The organism is Curtobacterium oceanosedimentum (genome assembly GCF_040545555.1).
In the GTDB taxonomy this organism is placed as follows: Bacteria; Actinomycetota; Actinomycetes; order Actinomycetales; family Microbacteriaceae; genus Curtobacterium.
Window position 1 is genome coordinate 98822 of record NZ_JBEPMD010000006.1, and the last position, 20014, is coordinate 118835.

17 protein-coding genes and 2 tRNA genes are annotated in these 20014 nt (G+C 72.2%); 6 read left to right on the top strand and 13 right to left on the bottom strand.

Annotation, left to right across the window (positions count from 1 at the left end; all coding sequences use genetic code 11):
* Positions 1 to 7 precede the first annotated feature (7 nt).
* The 11 genes from dacB to ABIC52_RS08245 all read right to left on the bottom strand — a co-directional run bounded on the left by dacB (position 8) and on the right by ABIC52_RS08245 (position 11212).
* The gene (gene dacB, locus ABIC52_RS08195; RefSeq protein ID WP_354027074.1) at positions 8 to 1501 is read right to left on the bottom strand and encodes a D-alanyl-D-alanine carboxypeptidase/D-alanyl-D-alanine endopeptidase; all 1494 of its coding nucleotides are present in this window, start codon (positions 1499 to 1501) and stop codon (positions 8 to 10) included.
* Positions 1502 to 1512: 11 nt separating this feature from the next.
* On the bottom strand, positions 1513 to 2538 hold the full coding sequence (locus tag ABIC52_RS08200; RefSeq protein WP_126892482.1) for a Gfo/Idh/MocA family protein: 1026 nt from the start codon (positions 2536 to 2538) through the stop codon (positions 1513 to 1515).
* Positions 2539 to 2658: 120 nt separating this feature from the next.
* Positions 2659 to 2734 (bottom strand) — tRNA-Thr (locus ABIC52_RS08205).
* A 44-nt stretch (positions 2735 to 2778) separates the two neighbouring features.
* A complete protein-coding gene (locus ABIC52_RS08210; protein WP_209678444.1) occupies positions 2779 to 3414 on the bottom strand; it encodes a TetR/AcrR family transcriptional regulator in 636 nt (211 codons plus the stop codon).
* Positions 3415 to 3528: 114 nt separating this feature from the next.
* Positions 3529 to 4671, bottom strand: coding sequence for a DNA polymerase III subunit delta' (locus ABIC52_RS08215; RefSeq protein ID WP_354027075.1), 1143 nt, complete (start codon positions 4669 to 4671; stop codon positions 3529 to 3531).
* Positions 4672 to 4696: 25 nt separating this feature from the next.
* The gene (tmk, locus tag ABIC52_RS08220) at positions 4697 to 5344 is read right to left on the bottom strand and encodes a dTMP kinase (RefSeq protein ID WP_354027076.1); all 648 of its coding nucleotides are present in this window, start codon (positions 5342 to 5344) and stop codon (positions 4697 to 4699) included.
* A complete protein-coding gene (topA, locus tag ABIC52_RS08225; protein WP_354027122.1) occupies positions 5341 to 8148 on the bottom strand; it encodes a type I DNA topoisomerase in 2808 nt (935 codons plus the stop codon). The genes tmk and topA overlap by 4 nt, the downstream gene beginning before the upstream one ends.
* 446 nt (positions 8149 to 8594) lie before the next feature.
* Positions 8595 to 8936, bottom strand: coding sequence for a hypothetical protein (locus tag ABIC52_RS08230; protein ID WP_209678448.1), 342 nt, complete (start codon positions 8934 to 8936; stop codon positions 8595 to 8597).
* Positions 8933 to 9190, bottom strand: coding sequence for a DUF4244 domain-containing protein (locus ABIC52_RS08235; protein WP_274542780.1), 258 nt, complete (start codon positions 9188 to 9190; stop codon positions 8933 to 8935). The genes ABIC52_RS08230 and ABIC52_RS08235 overlap by 4 nt, the downstream gene beginning before the upstream one ends.
* A gap of 82 nt (positions 9191 to 9272) precedes the next feature.
* The gene (locus tag ABIC52_RS08240) at positions 9273 to 10076 is read right to left on the bottom strand and encodes a type II secretion system F family protein (RefSeq protein WP_354027077.1); all 804 of its coding nucleotides are present in this window, start codon (positions 10074 to 10076) and stop codon (positions 9273 to 9275) included.
* A gap of 77 nt (positions 10077 to 10153) precedes the next feature.
* Entirely contained in the window at positions 10154 to 11212 is a 1059-nt protein-coding gene (locus ABIC52_RS08245) for a TadA family conjugal transfer-associated ATPase (RefSeq protein ID WP_209678452.1), read from the bottom strand.
* 542 nt (positions 11213 to 11754) lie between these two features.
* Here ABIC52_RS08245 and acs point away from each other — a divergent pair.
* Positions 11755 to 13707, top strand: a complete 1953-nt coding sequence (acs, locus tag ABIC52_RS08250) for an acetate--CoA ligase (RefSeq protein ID WP_209824162.1) — start codon at positions 11755 to 11757, stop codon at positions 13705 to 13707.
* Positions 13708 to 13786: 79 nt separating this feature from the next.
* Here acs and ABIC52_RS08255 read toward each other — a convergent pair whose 3' ends face one another.
* Both ABIC52_RS08255 and sp36 read right to left on the bottom strand, forming a co-directional pair.
* On the bottom strand, positions 13787 to 14248 hold the full coding sequence (locus ABIC52_RS08255) for a RidA family protein (RefSeq protein WP_126891666.1): 462 nt from the start codon (positions 14246 to 14248) through the stop codon (positions 13787 to 13789).
* Positions 14245 to 14403 carry a Sp36 family protein gene (gene sp36, locus ABIC52_RS08260; protein WP_111227112.1) on the bottom strand — a complete coding sequence of 53 codons (159 nt, stop codon included), beginning with the start codon at positions 14401 to 14403 and terminating at the stop codon, positions 14245 to 14247. The genes ABIC52_RS08255 and sp36 overlap by 4 nt, the downstream gene beginning before the upstream one ends.
* A gap of 50 nt (positions 14404 to 14453) precedes the next feature.
* Here sp36 and ABIC52_RS08265 point away from each other — a divergent pair, with 50 nt between their 5' ends.
* The 5 genes from ABIC52_RS08265 (at position 14454) to ABIC52_RS08285 (ending at position 19979) form a co-directional block, all read left to right on the top strand.
* Positions 14454 to 17015 carry a transglycosylase domain-containing protein gene (locus ABIC52_RS08265; protein ID WP_126891665.1) on the top strand — a complete coding sequence of 854 codons (2562 nt, stop codon included), beginning with the start codon at positions 14454 to 14456 and terminating at the stop codon, positions 17013 to 17015.
* Entirely contained in the window at positions 17012 to 17968 is a 957-nt protein-coding gene (locus ABIC52_RS08270) for a metallophosphoesterase (protein WP_209678458.1), read from the top strand. The genes ABIC52_RS08265 and ABIC52_RS08270 overlap by 4 nt, the downstream gene beginning before the upstream one ends.
* A gap of 105 nt (positions 17969 to 18073) precedes the next feature.
* Positions 18074 to 18147: transfer RNA gene (locus tag ABIC52_RS08275), tRNA-Pro, on the top strand.
* A 186-nt stretch (positions 18148 to 18333) separates the two neighbouring features.
* Positions 18334 to 19362 (top strand): sensor histidine kinase, encoded by a 1029-nt coding sequence (locus tag ABIC52_RS08280; RefSeq protein ID WP_126891663.1) that lies wholly within the window; start codon positions 18334 to 18336, stop codon positions 19360 to 19362.
* Positions 19359 to 19979: a response regulator transcription factor gene (locus ABIC52_RS08285; protein ID WP_126891662.1), complete on the top strand. Its 621-nt coding sequence runs from the start codon at positions 19359 to 19361 to the stop codon at positions 19977 to 19979. The genes ABIC52_RS08280 and ABIC52_RS08285 overlap by 4 nt, the downstream gene beginning before the upstream one ends.
* Positions 19980 to 20014 lie beyond the last annotated feature (35 nt).

Genomic DNA, 20014 nt, shown 5'->3' on the forward strand with positions numbered 1-20014 from the left:
GCGCGCATCACGACGAGGTCAGGTTCCCGCCGCACCGGAACGTCGCCGCGGTCACCGCGTCGAGCGCCGGCAGCGCGGCGGCACGCGAGGACCCGATGGCGTAGAACGCGAAGGTCAGGCGTCGGCCGTCCGCCGCGTCGATGTACCCGCCGAGCGTGTTCGCGCTGTCGATCCACCCGGTCTTCGCGTGCACCTTGCCGCGCGCCACCGCGTTGTCGCCGGTGAACCGGCTCGCCAGGGTTCCGGACACCCCGGCGACCGGCAGCGACTCGGACAGGACGCCGAGGCCCTTCTCGCCCGCGGCGACCGCGACCATCAGGTGGGCGACGAACGACGGCGACACCGCGTTCGCCGCGCTCTCCCCCGAGCCGTCCTTGATCGTGATGCCCGTGGGGTCCACGCCGTACCCGGCGAGGGCCTTCTGGTAGACACCGGTCAGCGAGGCCGCCGAGCCGCCTGCACCGGACTCCTTCGACGAGACGCGGGCGAGCATCTCGGCCAGGGTGTTGTCGGAGTTCGGGATCATCTGCCCGATCAGCGTCGAGACCGGCTGCGAGGAGACCGATGCGATCTGGTCCGTGCTCGTGGTGGCACGCTGCACCACCTGCGCGCTCCCGGCACCGACGACGCCCGCGTTCGCGAGCGCCGTGCGGAAGGCTGCCCCGGCGCGCCCGACCGGGTCGGTCGAACGGGGCGACGTCGCTGCCGCCGGGTTCGCCCGGTCGCCGTCGACCATGAGCGCGGTGACCCGCGGCTGGTACCCGATCGTCCGCTCGCTCTCCGGCCAGGTCGGGTCCCACGCATCGGCGTCGTCCCAGTAGCTGTCGTCGGCGACGATGGTCGTCACCGGGGCATCACCGAGCGCCGCCTTCACCTGCTGTGCGAGCTGCGCGAGGGTCGGCGCCCCCGGGTACACCGTGCCGTTGCCGGCCGAGAGCGTCGCGTCGCCGTGCCCGACGAGCGCGACGGTGCCGTCGCCCTCCCGCGTCACCGTGGTGGGGATCCGGTGGTCGCCGCCGAGGACCGCGAGGGCCGTGGCGCTCGTCAGCGTCTTCATCACGCTGCCGGTCTGCGCGGCCTCTTCCCCGTTCCGCGAGAACAGCGTCTCACCCGACGCCGCGTCCATGACGAAGCCCTCGAACGAGCCGAGTCCGGCGGCCGAGGCCGCGGCGTCGATGGTGCAGGTGCGCAGGGCCGTCGGCCCTGCGGGGGCCTCGGGCACGGCGCGCGCGTCGGCGGTCGGCGTCGCAGTCGGCGTCGCGGATGCCCGTGGCGTGCCCGACTGGGCGGCGGTGGTCGCGGACGCCGTGGCTGCGGACGGGTGCGACGGCATCGTCGCAGCGGCCACCGCGAACGACGCGCCCGAACCGAGCACGAGCACACCGACGAGACCACCGGCGATCCACGGGACCGGTCGGCGCGCCACCGAGCGGCGCAGGGACGAGGCGGCGCCGCGGAGGCGTGCCGGGACGGACTTCGACGAGGGCTGCTGGTCGGACATCGCGACCGATCCTACGGAACCGCGGGAGGAGCCTCCAGACCGGATCGGTCCGGTCCCTCGTCGTCTGCCGCGTAGCGGACGCCCACCTGCCGGCGGGCCTCGTCCATGACCGCCATGACGGCCACCGTCTCCTCGGGGTCCATCGGGCCGCCCTCGTGGGTGCCGGCAGTGACCATCGCCTCGAAGGCACGCGCCTCGTGGGCGTAGCCGGCGAGCTCCTCGCGCGAGTCGAACTCCTCGAGCACCGTGCCGTCGCGGTCGCGGAGCCGCCACGTCGTCGGCGTGTACCAGGTGTCGTCGAGGTCGATGCGGCCGTCCTCGCCGATGATCGACGCCGTGTTCGGACTCCGCAGGTCCAGCGCGAAGTGGAGCACCGACTGGGCCCCGCCCTCGTGCGTGAGCACCACGCCCATCTGCGTGTCGACACCCTGCTCGCTCACCGTGCCCGCTGCTGTGACCCTGGTCGGCACGCCGAGGACGTCGACGGCGAAGGAGATCGGGTAGATGCCGAGGTCCAGCATCGCTCCGCCCCCGAGCGCCGGGTCGTTCAGCCGGTGGTGGGGGTCGGTCGGCAGGGCCTGGTGGTGGCTGGCCTCGACGAGCCGCGGGCGTCCGATGCGCCCCTCGGCGACGAGCTCCCGGATCATCCGCATCTGCGGCAGGAAGCGGGTCCACATCGCCTCCGTCACGGCCACGTCGGCGCGGCGGGCGGCGTCGACCACGCGGCGTGCCTCGGCCGCCGTGATGGTGAAGGCCTTCTCGACCAGGACGTGCTTGCCCGCCGCGATCGCGAGCAGGGCGTCGTCCGCGTGGCGGGAGTGGGGCGTGGCGACGTAGACGGCTTCCACGTCCGGGTCGGCGACCAGGTCGGCGTAGGAGCCGTGGGCCCGGGCGATGCCGTACTCGGCGGCGAACGCTTCGGCGGACCCGCGCGTGCGGCTGCCGACCGCGACGAACTCGATGCCGGCGGCGGTGCAGTCCGCCACGAACGAGTGGGCGATGCCGCCCGTGCCGATGACTCCCCAGCGAACCGTCATGGGACCTGTCTACCAGGGGGCTGCCGCGCGGCGACCGGGCTCGGTCCGTGGCCGAGCAGCGACTGGCAGCCAGAACGAGGGAACCCCCGGTCGGACATCGTCCGACCGGGGGTTCCGGCGTGGAGCCGCCTGTCGGAATCGAACCGACGACCTATTCATTACGAGTGAATCGCTCTGCCGACTGAGCTAAGGCGGCGGACGCTCCGTTCCCGGAGCGGCACGAGCAATGACTATACAGGTTCAGACGAGGGAACGCGAAACGAGCGCCCCGAGCTCGTCGAACGAGCGCTGCAGCTCCTCGAAGAGCTCCGACTCCGAGGCCCCGTCGGACCACTCCCACCAGGCGTGCCGCAGCGCCGCGAGCGCCACCACCGAGGCGAGTCGGGCCCGTCGACGCAGCGCGTCCGGGTCCGCCGCGACGTCCGGCTCGGTCGCTGCGAGCCGCGCCGACACGGCCTCCTCGATCTCGGCCTGGAACTCCTTCATCGACGCCATGCGCCGGGTGAACAGCTCGGGCGCGGCGCGGAGCACCCGCTGCCGTTCCGCGAGCAGGCCGCGCTCCTCGACCAGCTCGCTCGTCGTGTGCACGAGCAGGGTGCCGAGGTCGGCCAGGAGCTCACCGCTCGGGCCCCCGGCGCGGAACGTGTCGAGCGCCGGGCCGGTCGGCAGGGTCGGGTCGTCGCCGAGGAGGGCCTGCTCCTTGCTCGGGAAGTAGTTGAAGAACGTGCGCGGGGACACGTCGGCGCGTCGGGCGATCTCGTCGACCGTGACGGCGGGCCAGCCGGAGTCGAGCGCGATCCGCAGGGCGGCCTGCTGGATCGCGAGACGGGTGGCGCGGCGCTTGCGCTCACGCAGTCCGGGTGCGGCTTCGGGCATGTCGCGATCTTCTCACGACGGTCGGGGCGCTCGGCTGCGGGGTTGCGCAGGGTCCGGTGGGTGGTCGCTGACCCGGCCGGGAGGCTCGACGCGCGTCCGCCTCGCCGGCTCCGGTCAGCGGGTCGCGCGGGCGATGGTCACGAGCAGCGCCTCGAGGGCGAGGAGCGCCGCGACGTTCGCCGCGATCCGCTGCCGCGCCAGGGCGATCGCGTCCAGGACCTCGAGCGCCGATGCCGGTGGCACCGTCTCGAGCGCCCGGTCGAGCTGGTCACGCATCGCCAGGTTGACCGGCTCGGCCGGTGCACCGAGACCGAGCAGCAGGAGGTCCCGGTACAACGACGAGACGTCGACCAGGATGCGGTCCAGGCCGTCGCGCAGACTCCGCGTCGCCCGGCGCTTCTGGTCCTCTTCGAGGGCCCGCAGCTGCGACCGCAGCGCCGGCGGGACCGTGCCGCCCGGCTCCACGCCGAGCGACCGCAGCGCGGCGTCCCGTTCCTCGCCGTCGCGCTGCTGGGTGATCGCCTTGGCGTCCTCGTCCGCGACCGACAGGAGTTCGGCCGCGGCCATGACGGCGTCGCCGACCGAGCGCACGCCGAGCACGGTCTCGAGCGTCCGGCGTCGACGGGCACGGGCGTCCTCGCTCGTCGCCAGCCGCTGGGCCATGCCGATGTGGCTCTGCGCCTGCCGCGCCGCATCGGTGGCGAGCGCGCGGTCGCCCCCGGTACGGGCGACGATGAGCTCGGCAACGGACGCGACGTCGGGCACGCGCAGCCGCACGGAACGGACGCGAGAGCGGATCGTCGGGAGCAGGTCCGCCTCGCTCGGCGCGCACAGGATCCACACCGTCCGCTCCGGCGGCTCCTCGAGCGCCTTGAGCAGCAGGTTCGAGGTGCGCTCCGTCATGCGGTCCGCGTCCTCGATGATGACGATGCGGTACCGCCCCACCGACGGTGAGTAGTACGACGACGTGACCAGCTGCCGGATCTCGTCGATCGTGATGATGACGCGCTGCGTGGTCAGCACCGAGACGTCGGGATGGGTGCGGGCGGTGATCTGCTGCAGGGCGTGGTCGTCGTCCGCGCCGTCGCCGACCAGTGCCGCGGCGAAGGCGGCGGCGACGTTCGACCGCCCGGACCCGGGCGGCCCGGTGATGAGCCACGAGTGGGTCATGCCGCCGGTGCCGTCCGGGGCCTCGGCCGCGCTGCGCAGGGCGGCGACCGCGTCGTCCTGTCCGGTCAGGCCGTCCCACACGCTCACGGAGCCATCCTGTCAGCAGCCACCGTCACACCCGGCCGTCCTCGTCCGTGATCCCGACGAGGGCACCGACGGCCGAGCGGACCGTGCGCTGCACGGCGTCTGCGGACTGGCCGGCGTCCACGACGAGGAAGCGCTCCGGCTCGGCGTCGGCGGCGTCGAGGAAGGCTCGTCGCACCGTCTCGTGGAACGCCGCAGCCTCGGACTCGAGGCGGTCGAAGACGTCACCCCGCGCGGCCGCGACCCGGCTGCGCCCCACCGTCACGTCGAGGTCGAGCAACACCGTCAGGTCGGGCACGAGTCCGTCGGCGGCCCAGTCCGAGACGGAGCGGATCCGGTCGGCACCGAGCCCGCGTGCGACTCCCTGGTACGCCACCGACGAGTCGATGTAGCGGTCCTGCAGGACGACCTCGCCACGGGCGAGGGCGGGCCGGACGACCGTCTCGACGTGGTGGGCGCGGTCGGCCGCGTAGAGGAGTGCCTCGGCGCGCGGTGCGACGTGACCCCGCTCGTGCAGGACCATCTCGCGGATGCGCTGCCCGAGCTCGGTGCCGCCCGGCTCCCGGGTGCGCACGACCGTGCGACCGTGCTCCTCGAGCCAGGCGGTGAGGAGCTCGGCCTGGGTGGTCTTGCCCGCGCCGTCGCCACCCTCGAGGGTGATGAACCGCCCGGTCACTTCTTCTTGGCCGCCGTCTTCCGCGCCGGCGCCTTCTTCTTCACCGGTCCCTTGGCACGCTTGTCCGCGAGCAGCTGCACGGCACGGGCGTGGTCGACGGTCTCGACGTCCTCGCCCCGCGGGATGGTCGCGTTCGTCTCGCCGTCCGTGACGTAGGGGCCGAAGCGGCCGTCCTTCACCTTGATCGGCTTGCCGGACACGGGGTCGGCCTCGAACTCCTTGAGCGCCGCGGTGGCAGCACGTCGACCGCCGTACTTGGGCTGCGCGAACAGCTCCAGCGCGCCGGGCAGGTCGACCTCGAAGATCGCGTCCTCGCTCGGCAGGGTGCGGGTGTCCGTCCCCTTCTTGACGTACGGGCCGTAGCGACCGTTCTGCGCCGTGATGTCGTCGCCCGACTCCGGGTCCTTGCCGACGACCCGGGGCAGGTCGAGGAGCTTGAGGGCGGTCTCGAGGTCCACCGTCTGCGGGTCCATCGACTTGAAGAGCGACGCGGTGCGTTCCTTCGGCGCGGCGGCCTTCTTCGTCGTCTTCTTCGCAGGGGCCTTGGCGCCCTTCGCGGTGGTCGTCGCCTTCCCCGTCGTCGCCTTCTCCGCCGGCGCAGACGCGGTCGCGGACGCACTCGCCTCGGCCGCGGCCGGCTCCGTGACCTCGCCCGTGGACGGGTCGACGGTGGGTTCCGGTTCGGGCGTGCGCTCGGTGACGTACGGGCCGAACCGGCCGTCCTTCGCCAGGACCTCCTTGCCCGTCTCGGGGTTGATGCCCACGACGCGGTCCCCGACGACCGGGGCCTCGACGAGCTCGCGCGCCTTCTCGGTGGTCAGCTCGTCGGGCGCGAGGTCCTCGGGCACGTTCACCCGCCGCGGCTTCTCCGGGTCGTCGCTCGGCACCTCGATGTAGGGCCCGTAGCGCCCGATGCGCAGGGTCAGGCCCGGCGCGAGCTCGACCGAGTTGATGTCTCGCGCGTCGATCTCACCCAGGTTGTCGATGACGGTGCGGAGTCCGCGGTGGTCGTCGCCGCCGAAGTAGAAGCCCTTGAGCCAGTCGATGCGGTCGGCTTCGCCGCTCGCGATGCGGTCGAGGTCCTCTTCCATGCCGGCGGTGAAGTCGTACTGCACCAGGTCGCCGAAGTGGTCCTCGAGGAGCCGGACCACGCTGAACGCGATCCAGTTCGGCACGAGGGCACTCCCGCGCTGCGTGACGTACCCGCGGTCCATGATCGTCGAGATGATCGCGGCGTATGTCGACGGACGACCGATGCCGAGTTCCTCGAGCGTCTTCACCAGGCTGGCCTCGGTGTAGCGCGGCGGAGCGGAGGTGTCGTGCCCCTTGGCCTCGACCTCGCTGACGCCGAGGTGGTCGCCCTCGGCCATCTGCGGGAGCTTCGCGTCGCCGTTCTCGCCGCCGTGCCGCTCCTCGTCTCGGCCTTCCTCGTAGGCGTTGAGGAAGCCACGGAAGGTGATGACGGTGCCCGACGCGGTGAACTCGGCGTCCGTGCCGTTCGCCGTCGACGCGACCCCTGCGACGCTGTCGCTCGACGTGATGCCGAGGACGACCGACGCGGTCGAGCCCTTGGCGTCCGCCATCTGCGACGCGACCGTGCGCTTCCAGATGAGGTCGTAGAGCTTCCAGTCGTTGCCCCGCAGCACACCGTTCATCTCGGAGGGCGTGCGGAAGGTGTCGCCGGCCGGGCGGATGGCCTCGTGGGCCTCCTGGGCGTTCTTGCTCTTGCCCGCGTAGCTGCGCGGCTTGTCGGGGATCGTCTCCGGCCCGTACAGCGCCGACGCCTGCTTGCGTGCCGCGGTGACCGCCTGCTGCGACAGCGACGACGAGTCCGTTCGCATGTAGGTGATGTGGCCGTTCTCGTACAGCCCCTGCGCGACGCTCATCGTCTGCCGGGCGGAGAAGCGCAGCTTGCGCGCTGCCTCCTGCTGCAGGGTCGACGTCGTGAACGGTGCGGCCGGCCGACGCGTGTACGGCTTCGACTCGACGCTGCGCACGACCGCGTCACCGGCGCTCTGGAGCACCGTGGTGAGCGACGCGGCCGATGCCTCGTCGAGGCGGACGGCATCGCCCTTCAGCGCACCGCGGTCGTCGAAGTCGCGGCCCGAGGCGACTCGCGTCCCCTGCAGTCGGGCGAGGCGGGCCGTGAAGGCTGCGTCGCCGACCTTCTCGAAGCGGGCCGTCAGGTCCCAGTAGTTGGCGGACACGAACGCCAGGCGCTCGCGCTCCCGGTCGACGACGAGTCGCGTCGCGGCCGACTGCACACGACCGGCGGACAGCCCGGGGCCGACCTTGCGCCAGAGCACCGGCGAGACCTCGTACCCGTAGAGCCGGTCGAGGATGCGGCGGGTCTCCTGCGCGTCGACCAGGGCGGTGTCGAGTTCGCGGGTGGCCTCCTGCGCGCGCTGGATGGCCTCCTTGGTGATCTCGTGGAAGACCATGCGCTTGACCGGCACCTTCGGCTTGAGGACCTGCAGCAGGTGCCACGCGATGGCCTCGCCCTCGCGGTCCTCATCAGTTGCGAGGTAGAGCTCGTCGGCGTCCTTCAGGGCGCGCTTGAGCTCGGAGACGGTCTTCTTCTTCGCGTCGGAGACGACGTAGTAGGGCTCGAAGCCGTTGTCGACGTCGACCGAGAACTTCCCCAGGGAGCCCTTCTTGAGCTCCGCCGGCAGGTTCTTGGGCTCGACGAGGTCGCGGATGTGTCCGACTGACGCCTGGACCTCGTATCCGTCGCCGAGGTATTGCGCGATCGTCTTCGCCTTCGCAGGGCTCTCGACGATCACGAGCTTCTTCGTGCCTGGCACGTGACTCCTTGATCGATGGTGCGCGCCGGCCCAGGACCGCAACGGTGTCCGGGTCGACCGGGACAACGGTGACCGGGGGCCGACGTGCACACCATACACACACTGTTCGGGCAGGCCGCACGCGGGACCGGCGACGGCGACGGCGTTCACGGCGAACGCTCCGGAGCCGGCCACCGTCCGGACGCGGGCCGTGGCGGCGACCGTGGCGCAGGCGTCCAGGGCGACCCCGTTGGCCACGGCGACGCGAGCGGCGACGGCGCACGGGGTGCCGGGGACACGGTGCACGAGCGCGGCTGCGGCGGCGAGAGCGGCGGCGTCGGCGGCGGTCCGCGTCCGTTCGATGAGCACCCGCGACCGAGCCCCGGCGAGCGCCGCCGTGACGACGAGCAGGACGAGCGCCAGCACGGCGACCAGCGCGACGGTCGCCGAGCCCCGGTCCGTCCGCATCAGCGACCGCCTGCCGCCGCGCAGCCGGTCGCACGGAGCGGCAGGACCGAGAACGGGCCGCCCGAGGTCGCCTGCACGTCCACGCACACCAGACCGTGCTCCTGCCGCACCCGGGACGAGACACCGGCAGCGGCAGCGAGCGCGGCATCCGCGCCCCGGTCGTCGCCGCGCCCCAGCGCCCGCGACGCCGTCCCGGCGACCGACTGGAGCCGCCCGACCCGGTCGACGACCACCACTCCCGCGACCAGCGAGACCAGGACGAGGGCGACCAGCGGGAGCCCGACGGCGAACTCGACCGTGACACTGCCGCGGTCGCGAACGACGGGAGCCGACGCGGTCACGGGACGAGTGCCCCGCGGACGAGGTCGGTCAGGATCTGGTGGACCTCACCCGAGCGCATCACGGCGACGAGCACGCCGGCGAAGGCGACCGCGGCCAGGATGACGACGGCGTACTCGGCGGTGGCCGAGCCTCGGTCGTCGGCGATCCGCTCCCGGAGTCGCCGCGTGCGCGGTCGGTGCGCGCCGGCCCGCCCGGCCGGAGGTGCCGGCTCGGTCCGAGGTGCCGAGTCCGTCCGAGGTGTCGAGTCGATCATGGGTTCCCCTTCCTCTGTGGTGCATCCACAGTCGTGCACCGGCGGCGGCCTCCGGCGCTCGGACGGCCGGTCTGTGGACGGTTCAGCGGAGACCGCCCACGGTGGAGGAGAGGACCCCGACCACGACCGGGACGACCCCGACCAGGACGAAGGCCGGCAGGACGCAGACGCCCAGCGGCAGCACGAGCCGGACCGCCAGCCGCTCCGCCGCTGCCAGCCCGGCGGCCGCGGCGTCGTCCCGGACGTCCTCGGCGGCGGCCCGGAGCAGCCCCACGGCGGGCACCCCGGCGCGTCGGCTCAGGACCAGCACCTCGTGCAGGCACCGTCGCGCGGTCGGGTCCGCCGCCGCCCGGTGGTCGAGCCCCAGGAGCGTCTCCTGCACGGCACGCTCCGCCGAGCGCCACGGGACACCGCCGCCCAGTCCCACCGCCCAGGCGTCGAGCAGGATGCCCGGCACGTGTCCGTCGGGTGTTGCTGCGTCGATCATCCGACGACTCCAGCGCTGCCCGACGAACACCAGTGCGGCCGCCGCCGCGCAGCACACCCACCCGATCGGCCGGGCGAGGAGCACCCCGAGCGCGTCGGCGCCCCAGACCGAACCCATCCCGAGACCGAGGAGGGGCAGCGCCAGGACGACCCGAGCGCTCGTCCGGGGTCCGGCGAGGGCGACCCGGACGGCGCGATCGGCGGCGGCGCTCCGACGCATCGCCGCGGCGAGCGAACGGAGGGCTCCGGCGGACGGGGCTCCCGTCCGTTCCGCCACACGCAGGACGAGGTGGACGTCCTGCCACGCGGGGTCGTCCGCTTCCGGCACGCCGCCCACCAGGGCCCAGGCCCGCGGCACCGGCACGCCAGCGGCGACGAGCACCGCCACGCGGTCCAGCACCCGCGCGGCCCCGGCCGCATCCGGCAGGGCGGTACCCGGCGTGGCCGTGCCCGTCGGCGCTCGGCTCCGACGACGACTCACCGGCCGCCGGGATCGACGGGGCGGACCTCGAGCCGCCCGTCGCGGTCGAGCACGCAGGTCCCGACCGCCGCGACCCCGCGCCACGACTGTCGGCGTTCGAGGTGCACGACGAGGTCGACGGCGCTGACGACCTGTCGCGCGAGCACCTGCGGCCCGAGGCCGGCGAGCGCGCCGAGCGCCTCGAGCCGCGCCCCCACGTCGGCGAGTCCGTTGGCGTGCAGGGTGCCGGCTCCGCCGTCGTGTCCGGTGTTCAGGGCTCCGAGGAGCTCGCGGACCTCGGCACCGCGGCACTCCCCCACGACCAACCGGTCCGGGCGCATCCGCAGGGCCTCGCGCACGAGCCGGTCGAGTCCGATCGCTCCCGTCCCCTCGGCGGACGCCTGCCGCGCCTCGAGCCCGACCACGTGCGGGTGCTCGATCCGGAGCTCCGCGGTGTCCTCGACCGTGACGATCCGCTCGTCGTGGGGCACCGCGCCGAGCATCGCTGCGAGCACGGTCGTCTTCCCGCTGCCGGTCGCACCCGTGACGAGCACGTTGCGCCGTCCGGCGACCGCGTCCTCGAGGACGGCGCGTCGAACAGCGCGGAACGTCCCGAGCCGCTCGAGCTCGGCGAGCGTCGGGCGTTCGGGTCGTGGCAGCCGGATGGACAACGCGGTCCCGCCCACCGACACCGGCGCGAGGACGACGTGCACGCGCACGCCGTCGCCGTGCCGCACGTCCGCGCACGGTGTCGTCTCGTCGACGTGCCGCCCGCCGAGGGCGACGAGCTCCGCGGCGAGCGCGCGGGCCCGCCGCTCCGGGAGCTCGGGACGAGCGGGTTCGAGCCCTCGTCCGCGGTCGATCCACGTGCCGTGTCCGCCGACGACGAGCACGTCCGTCGTCGTCGCGTCGGACACGAGGGCCGCGAGTTCCTCGAACACCGACGGATCGAGGTTCCTCCGTCGTCGAGCCCGCTCGGCTCCCGGCAGGAACGGCACAGCACCGGGCCCTCCGGAGCCGGCCCTCGGAGCGGCGTGGTGGTCGGCCCGGGCGGTGTCGGCTCGGTGGCGGTGCATGCGACGACGCTAGGTCGGCGGACTGCGCACAGCGCAGGGATCGGTATGTCCTGTGGAGACCGTCGGCTCGACACCCCAGGAGCACCGTGTTGTACCCCGTCACGCAAAGCCGTACCCCGTTCGGTGTCCGGTCTCCGGCCGCGGGGCGACGAGGGAACGACGCGGACGGCCGACCGAGCTGACGCGCACAGCCGGAGCCGTCCCTCGGTCGGCCCTGCACCGACGACGTGGACAGCTCTGTCCACTCTTCGGCACCAGCACGCGGATCGACACCTGCAGCCTCGGGTCGCTGCACGACAGGCGTCGGACAAAAAGAAGAGGCGGCACCTGTTGGGGGGAACTGGTGCCGCCTTGGCATCGGTGGATTGGGGGGAATCCGGCCCGGTGCCACCGGAAACGAGTCCGGCAGGAACCACTGTACCCCATGACAGCCCATGCTCGGCAACTCGGTGGCCGGAATGTCCGCTCGGCCCCGCAGGGTGGTCCCGCACCGGGGGTAGTCTCCGACTGCACCCCAGCCGCACCGATGCGAGAGGACACCGATGTCCACACCGACCCAGGCCGACGAACGTCACGAGGACGGCCCGACCTTCGCTCCCACGGCGGACTTCGTCGCCGACGCAGTCGCGCGGGAGGACCTCCACGAGGCCGCCGCCGCCGACCGCGAGGCGTTCTGGGCGGACCAGGCCCGGACGCTGCTCGACTGGCGCACGCCGTTCACCCGCACGCTGGACTGGTCCGGCGCGCCGTTCGCGAAGTGGTTCGACGACGGCACGCTCAACGTCGCCGAGAACTGCCTCGACCGGCACGTCCGCGCGGGCAACGGCGACCGCGTGGCCATCCACTTCGAGGGCGCCCCCGGCGACACACGCCGCATCACCTACGCCGAGCTCACCGCCGACGTGCAGCGCGCCGCCAACATGCTCACCGACCTCGGCGTCGTGCAGGGCGACCGCGTCGTCGTCTACATGCCCCTCATCCCCGAGGCCGTCGTCACCATGCTCGCGGTCGCCCGGATCGGCGCCGTACACTCGGTCGTCTTCGGCGGGTTCAGTGCCGAGAGCCTCCGCGCCCGCATCGAGGACGCCGGCGCGAAGCTCGTCGTCACCGCGGACGGCGGCTGGCGACGCGGCGCGGTCTCGCCGCTCAAGCCCGCGGTCGACGAGGCCCTGACCGGCGAGGGCACGGACACCGTCGAGCACGTCCTCGTCGTCAAGCGCGGCGGCAACGAGATCGCCTGGACCGACCGCGACCTGTGGTGGCACGACGAACTGGCGAAGGCCGCCCCCGAGCACGAGGCACAGGCGTTCCCGGCCGAGACGCCCCTGTTCATCCTCTACACCTCGGGCACGACCGGGAAGCCGAAGGGCATCGTGCACACCTCGGGCGGCTACCTGACGCAGGCCGCCTACACGCACCGGAACGTCTTCGACATGCACCCGGAGAAGGACGTCTACTGGTGCACCGCCGACATCGGCTGGATCACGGGGCACTCCTACGTCGTCTACGGCCCGCTCGCGAACGGCGTCACGCAGGTGCTGTACGAGGGCACGCCCGACGAGCCGAAGCCCGGCCGCTGGTGGGACATCGTCGACAGCTACGGCGTCACCGTCCTCTACACCGCCCCGACCGCGGTCCGCGCGGCGATGAAGGCCGGCAGGCAGATCCCCGAGGCACGGAGTCTCGAGACGCTCCGCCTGCTCGGCAGCGTCGGCGAACCCATCAACCCCGAGGCGTGGCAGTGGTACCGGCAAGTCATCGGACACGACCGCACGCCGATCGTCGACACCTGGTGGCAGACCGAGACCGGCGCGATCATGATCTCGGCACTGCCCGGTGTCACGAAGTTGAAGCCCGGCGCCGCGCAGACCCCGCTGCCGGGCATCGTCGCCGAGATCGTCGACGAGGAGGGGCACCGCGCCGACCCCGGCGAGAGCGGCTACCTCACGATCACCGAGCCGTGGCCCTCGATGGCCCGCGGCATCTGGAACGACCCCGACCGCTTCGTCGAGACCTACTGGTCGCGCTTCCCCGGCCGCTACTTCGCCGGTGACGGCGCACGGCTCGACGGGCAGGGCGACATCTGGGTGCAGGGTCGCGTCGATGACGTGATGAACGTCTCCGGCCACCGGCTCTCCACCGCGGAGATCGAGTCCGCCCTCGTCGGGCACGAGGGCGTCGCGGAGGCCGCCGTCGTCGGCGCCGCCGACGAGACGACCGGTCAGGCGGTCGTCGCGTTCGTCATCCTGACCGCCGAGGCGGCCGAGGGCGTCGACCGCGAGGCCGTCTCGAAGGAGCTCCGCGACTGGGTCGGCACGCGCATCGGCGCGATCGCGAAGCCGCGGCAGGTCGTCGTGGTGCCGGAACTGCCGAAGACGCGCTCGGGCAAGATCATGCGCCGCCTGCTCCGCGACGCGGCCGAGGGCCGCCGCATCGGCGACACGACCACGCTGGCCGACCCGACGATCATGGCGACCATCGCGGAACTGATGTAGACCACGGAACGTGCGTGGGGCCTCCCGTCCGACCCGGACTGGAGGCCCCACCTGCGTTGCGCACGAGACTGACGGTCCGTCAGTCGGTCAGCTCCACGACCAGCTCGACCTCGACCGGTGCGTCCAGCGGGAGCACGGCCACGCCCACCGCGCTGCGCGCGTGGACGCCGGCGTCCCCGAAGACCTCGCCGACCAAGGTGGAAGCGCCGTTGGCGACCCCGGGCTGGCCCGTGAAGGACGGTTCCGACGCGACGAACACGGTGACCTTGACGACCCGGGCGACGCGGTCGAGCGAGCCGGCGACCGACTCGACGGCCGCAAGCGCGTTGAGCGCGGCCACGCGGGCTTGCGCGGTGGCGGTCTCGGCGTCGACCGACGCCCCGACCTTGCCGGTGACGGGCAGTGCGCCGTCGACGAACGGCAGCTGGCCGGCCGTGTGGACGTACTGGCCGGAGACGACCGCGGGGACGTAGGCGGCGACCGGTGCGGCGACCGGCGGGAGCGTCAGCCCCAGATCGGCGAGGCGGTCCGCGACGCTCACGCGTCGGCCTTCGGGCGCTTCAGGTAGGCGACGAGTCCGCCCTCGGGACCGGTGACGACCTGGACCAGCTCCCAGCCCTCGTCGCCGTGGGCGTTGAGGATGGCAGCGGTGTTGTGGATCATCAACGGCGTGGTGAAGTACTCCCAGCGAGTCATGCGGTTCCTTGCCAGCCTTTCAGTCGTGGGCGTCGTTTAGGCTGCATCCTATGTCTGCCCAGAAGTCTGCCTCGCGGACCAAGCCCGTCTCCGCGATCGGCGCCTTCGTCGGTTTCGTCGGGTTCAGCGCGCTCGCCGGTCTGCTGGTGACGATCGGGGTCACCCCGGCGATCGCCGTCGCCGGTGTCACCACGACCTCGACCATCGGCGTGTTCGAGTCCCTGCCGGAGTACATCGAGATCGGTGACCTCCCGCAGCGCAACGAGATCTACGCCTACAGCAACGGGCAGCCGGTCCAGCTCGCGACGGTCTACGACCAAAACCGCGAGGAGCTCCAGTACGACCAGATCAGCGACCAGCTGAAGAACGCCGCGATCGACGGCGAGGACAAGCGCTTCTGGGACCACGGTGGCGTCGACATGACGTCGCTCGTGCGCGCCGGCGTCGGCAGCATCGCCGGCGGGCTCGGCGAGTCGGGCGGTGGCTCGACCCTGACGATGCAGCTCGTCCGCAACATCAAGATGCAGCAGGCCCTCGAGCTCCCGACCGAGGAAGAGCGCCAGAAGGCGTACAACGACGCCGTCGAGCAGACCATCCCCCGCAAGCTCGAGGAGATGAAGCTCGCCATCGGCCTGGCGAAGAAGTACTCGCACAAGGAGATCCTGACCGGGTACCTCAACATCGCCTACTTCGGCGACCAGACCTACGGTGTACAGGCCGCCGCGCAGCACTACTTCAACAAGTCGGCCACCGACCTCACCCCGGCCGAGGCCGCCTCGATCCTGGCGATCGTGCAGTCGCCGAACACGCGCAACCTGGCGAAGCCGGAGAACTACGAGGCCAACAAGGCCCGCCGCGACGTCATCCTCAAGTCGATGTACGCGCAGAAGCACCTGACCAAGGAGGAGTTCGACCAGGCGATCGCGTCGAACCCCGCCGACTACGTGCACCTGACCGAGCCGAGCCAGGGCTGCAAGTCGGCTGCCGGCAACGGCGCGCAGTTCTTCTGCGACTACGCGGTGAAGGTCGTCAAGCAGATGTCGCAGCTCGGCGGCACGCAGAAGGAGCGCGACCAGGCCTGGCGCAACGGCGGGTACAAGATCCAGACCACGCTGGACATCGACCTGACCGCGCAGCAGAAGACCCTGCTGAACACCTTCGACCCGAACACCGAGTCGCGCCTGCAGCTCGGCAGTGCGCTCAACTCCGTCGAGGCATCGACCGGACGAATCCTGACGATGGCGCAGAACAAGGACTACGACCAGTCCCTGCAGTCGCCCCCGACCGCGACGTCCATCAACTACAGCGTCGACAAGGAGTACGGCGGCTCCATCGGCTTCCAGGTCGGGTCGACGTACAAGGTCTTCACGCTGCTCGACTGGCTGAAGGCCGGACACGGCCTGAACGAGAGCGTCAACGGCACCCCGCACAACACGTCGCGGTGGACCCAGTGCGGCTCCACCATCACCTCGCCGTGGGCCCCGAAGAACGACTCTGCGGGCGAGAAGGGCCAGTTCACCGTGGCCCGTGCGACCGCGCTCTCCGTGAACGCGGCGTTCGCCTCGATGGCCGCGAAGCTCGACCTGTGCGACATCCGGCAGACGGCCCAGGACCTCGGTGTGCACTCCGCCGACGAGAAGACGGAGCTGAACGCCTACCCGTCGTCGATCCTCGGGACGAACAACATCGCGCCGCTCACGATGGCGTCCGCCTACGCGACCATCGCGAACGGCGGCATCTACTGCGCCCCGATCGCGATCGACCAGGTCACCGACGCCTCCGGCAAGCAGCTCGGCGGGCAGCCGAAGCAGTGCAAGCAGGTGCTCGACCCGAGCGTCGCCGCGACCGCCGCCTTCGCGATGCGCGGGACGATCCAGTCCGGCACCGCCGTGGGCGCGCAGACCCCGGACGGCACGCAGCTGTTCGCCAAGACGGGCACCACGGACGACGCGGACCAGATCTGGCTCGTTGGTGCGAGCTCGAAGGTCGCGACCGCCTACTGGCAGGGCAACACCGACGGTGCGAAGACCAACCTGCGGCACTACAACAGCGGCGCGGGCTACGGCTCCTACGCGTCGCAGCGTGCCCACGTGTGGCAGCAGGCGATGATCCCGATCAACAACCTGCACCCGGCCGACCCGTTCCCGACGCCGTCCCAGACCGCCCTGCGCGGGAACAGCGTCGCCGTGCCCGACGTGAGCGGGAAGACCGCTGACGACGCCCGCGCCACGCTCGCCGGTGCCGGCTTCACCTACGTCGACGGCGGCGCGCAGGCCGGCGGCGGGACTCCCGGGACGGTCTCGTCGACGTCACCGGCAGCGGGGTCGCTCCTGTCGACGGGGTCGAGCGTGACGGTCTTCACGACCGACGGCAGCCAGACGACGGTCCCGCAGATCACCGGGAAGAGCGTCGGTGACGCCAAGAACGCCCTGCAGGGGGCCGGCATCACGACGGTCGCGCTGTCCGGGCAGTACGCGAAGGGCGACGGCGGCAACCAGTGCACGGTCGCCGCTGTCGACCCGGGTGAGGGCACCGCGATCGGCAAGGACGCGACGGTGACGGTGCAGCTCTTCGGCGACAAGGACGGCAACGCACCGAAGGACTGCAGGTGAGTCGCGGTCGCGCCGCGCTGGGAGTGATCGCAGCGGGCGCGGCCGTCGGAGCGGCGACGGCGGCGTGGGGTTCCCTCGTCGAGCGTCGCCGCTTCGGCATCCGCTGGGAGACCGTCCCGGTACTGCCGGAGGGCTCGCGGGACGTGACGGTCCTGCACCTCTCTGACATCCACATGGCACCGTGGCAGGCCGACAAGCAGCAGTGGCTCCGTGACCTCAGCCTGGTCGAGCCGGACTTCGTGGTGAACACGGGGGACAACCTCGGGCACCCGACGGCCAACGCCGCGGTCGAGTACGCGCTCGAGCCGTTCCGCGGTGTCCCGGGGGCCTTCGCGCACGGGTCGAACGACTTCTACGGACCCTCGCCGCGCAACCCCTTCCGGTACTTCACCGGCCCGAGCAGTCACCACACCGGGCGCCGTCCGGTCGAGCTCGACATCGACCGGCAGACCGCGTTCTTCGAGTCACTCGGGTGGCTCGACGTCAACGACCAGGCGCACGCGATCGAGCTCCGCGGATCCCGGTTCGAGCTGTTCGGCACGTCGGACGCGCACCGCGACTGGGACCGCCTCGACCTGCTGCCCACAAACGTCGACGAGATGCGCAGCGCCGTGCCGTGGACCGAGGACGAGGACGGCCCTTCCCCCGTGGCGATCGGCATCACGCACGCGCCGTACCGTCGCGTCCTCGATGCCTTCGTCGACCAGGGTGCCGACATCGTCTTCGCCGGGCACACCCACGGTGGGCAGGTGCAGGTGCCGGGCGTCGGCGCGCTCGTCACGAACTCGGACCTCCCCCGGCAGTACGTCAGCGGACTGCACAAGTGGCAGCACCGTGGGCACTGGTCGTGGCTCGAGGTGTCAGCGGGGATCGGGACGTCGATCTACGCACCGGTGCGCTTCTCGTGCCGCCCCGAGGCGGTCGTCGTGACCCTGACCGCGCGGACGGCCTGAGCGGACCTTCGCCGCGACGCGCCCGGGTGTTCCCCGAATGGTCGTGAGCACCCTCGAACGTCCGGTAGACTTTCCTGGTCGCTCCGGTTCGGAGCAACCACACCGCGGGGTGTGGCGCAGCTTGGTAGCGCGCCTCGTTCGGGACGAGGAGGTCGCAGGTTCAAATCCTGTCACCCCGACACTGTGTTGAGACAGTAGAACAGCAGGGCCCTGATCCGCTCGGATCGGGGCCCTGCTGCTTTCGCCGGACGAGCACGCACGCAGGGCAGGCACCACCAGGCGGGCTGCGGGCCCTGTGCCACAGGACACATCGCCGAGCGATCGGGCGCAGCCGTGCGACCTCCCCCGCTACGCTCGCAACCGTCATGACGATCCCCGCCCCGCTCGCCGCCGTCCTCGCGGACATCGGCGCCCGTTTCCCGGAACTCGCCGACGACCCGGTCCTCGCGCAGAGCCTCCTCGACAACGTGACGTCGATGATCGCCGACGCACACGAGCGGTACGCGTCCGGAGACGGAGCCGGGAGCGTCGTGAGCGACCGCTACCTCGACCCGGCGCACCTCGCGACCGGCGCCCTGCACGCCGAGCACGCGCAGCACCCCGCGGGCGCCATGCTGGCGGCCGAGATGCTCTTCGACGCCTACCTGCCGGTGTTCGTCGACGAGGTCGGTGCGCGATCCGCCAACGAGGTCCTCCGCGCCACGCGGGCGCTGCACGCCGGCGTCTGGAGCCGGTTCCCGGCCGGCGCGATCGCGTACACGGAGGCGCTCCGCCAGCGGGTGACCTCGACGAACCTGGACTCGCGCGAGCAGATCGCACGCGACCTGCACGACCGCGTCGCGCACGGCGTCCTCGCCGGGCTGCAGCGCCTCGATCTCGTGCTGCTGACCGACCCCGATGACGCGGAGCGCACCGCGCAGCTCGAGTCCGCAGGGCGGCTGCTCCGGGGTGCGCTGACCGACGTGCAGGACCTCGCCCTGTCACTGCACGCCCGGGTCGGTGCGGACCGGCTCGACGATGCCCTCCGGCGGCACGTGGACGACCTGTTCCCCGGGGACGACCGCCTCGTGATCACGACCACGGGCGTCGCCGGTGCGCTGCCGAACTGGAAGGCCGAGGAGGCGCTGACCATCCTGCTCGAAGCGCTCACCAACCGTCGGAAGCACGCTCCGGGCTCCACGGCGACGGTCGAGTTCGCCTGGTCACCGGCGACGGTCGTCGCGACGGTGCGGGACGACGGGCCCGGGTTCACGCCGGGCGCGGTCCCCGAGGGCCGCCTCGGCCAGCGCACGATGCGAGAACGTGCGGGGGTGCTCGGTGCCCGCCTCGACGTCGAGAGCACCCCGGGCTCGGGCACCACCGTCCGCCTGACCGTCCCGAGGGGGGCCCTGTGACCGCCGTCACCCACGTCGCACTCGTCGACGACCACCGACTCTTCCGCGAGGGGCTCGCGACGATCCTGTCCGCCGTGCCCACGATCCGCGTGGTCGCCCACGGGGAACGGCCGTCCGACGTGCTCGACTCCCCCGAGTCCGCGGCGATCGACGTGCTCCTGCTCGACGTCGAGCTCGACGGCCCACCGGCGCGCACGACCATCGCCACCGTTCGTCGCACCCACCCGCACATCAGCATCGTCGTGCTGACGATGCACCGCGACGCCGTCCTGCGTCGCGCCCTGCTCGACGCCGGCGCTGTGGACTTCGTGACGAAGGACACGCCGAGCCGTGAGCTCGTCGAACGGATCGTCCGGGCGACACGGGCAGGGGCGTCACCGGTGACCTTCCCGGTCGACCTCGTCACCGACGCGCGTGCCGGGTCCCCGCTCAGCGACCGCGAGGTCGAGGTGCTCGGACTCGTGGCCGCTGCTCGCTCGAACGCCGAGATCGCCGCGGAGCTCGGACTCGCCGTCGGGACGGTGAAGCGGCACGTGTACAACGTCTACCGGAAGCTCGACGTCGGCACACGCGTCGGTGCGATCACCGCCGCGAAGCGCCTCGGCCTGCTCCCCTGACGGCGACGGGCGCGGGCAGCCGGACGCCGACGGTC

Coding starts and splice junctions, on each gene's coding strand:
- dacB (WP_354027074.1), bottom strand. CDS start 1,501: ATGTCCGACCAGCAGCCCTCGTCGAAGTCCGTCCCGGCACGCCTCCGC.
- ABIC52_RS08200 (WP_126892482.1), bottom strand. CDS start 2,538: ATGACGGTTCGCTGGGGAGTCATCGGCACGGGCGGCATCGCCCACTCG.
- ABIC52_RS08210 (WP_209678444.1), bottom strand. CDS start 3,414: ATGCCCGAAGCCGCACCCGGACTGCGTGAGCGCAAGCGCCGCGCCACC.
- ABIC52_RS08235 (WP_274542780.1), bottom strand. CDS start 9,190: ATGATCGACTCGACACCTCGGACGGACTCGGCACCTCGGACCGAGCCG.
- ABIC52_RS08245 (WP_209678452.1), bottom strand. CDS start 11,212: ATGCACCGCCACCGAGCCGACACCGCCCGGGCCGACCACCACGCCGCT.
- acs (WP_209824162.1), top strand. CDS start 11,755: ATGTCCACACCGACCCAGGCCGACGAACGTCACGAGGACGGCCCGACC.
- sp36 (WP_111227112.1), bottom strand. CDS start 14,403: ATGACTCGCTGGGAGTACTTCACCACGCCGTTGATGATCCACAACACC.
- ABIC52_RS08265 (WP_126891665.1), top strand. CDS start 14,454: ATGTCTGCCCAGAAGTCTGCCTCGCGGACCAAGCCCGTCTCCGCGATC.
- ABIC52_RS08280 (WP_126891663.1), top strand. CDS start 18,334: ATGACGATCCCCGCCCCGCTCGCCGCCGTCCTCGCGGACATCGGCGCC.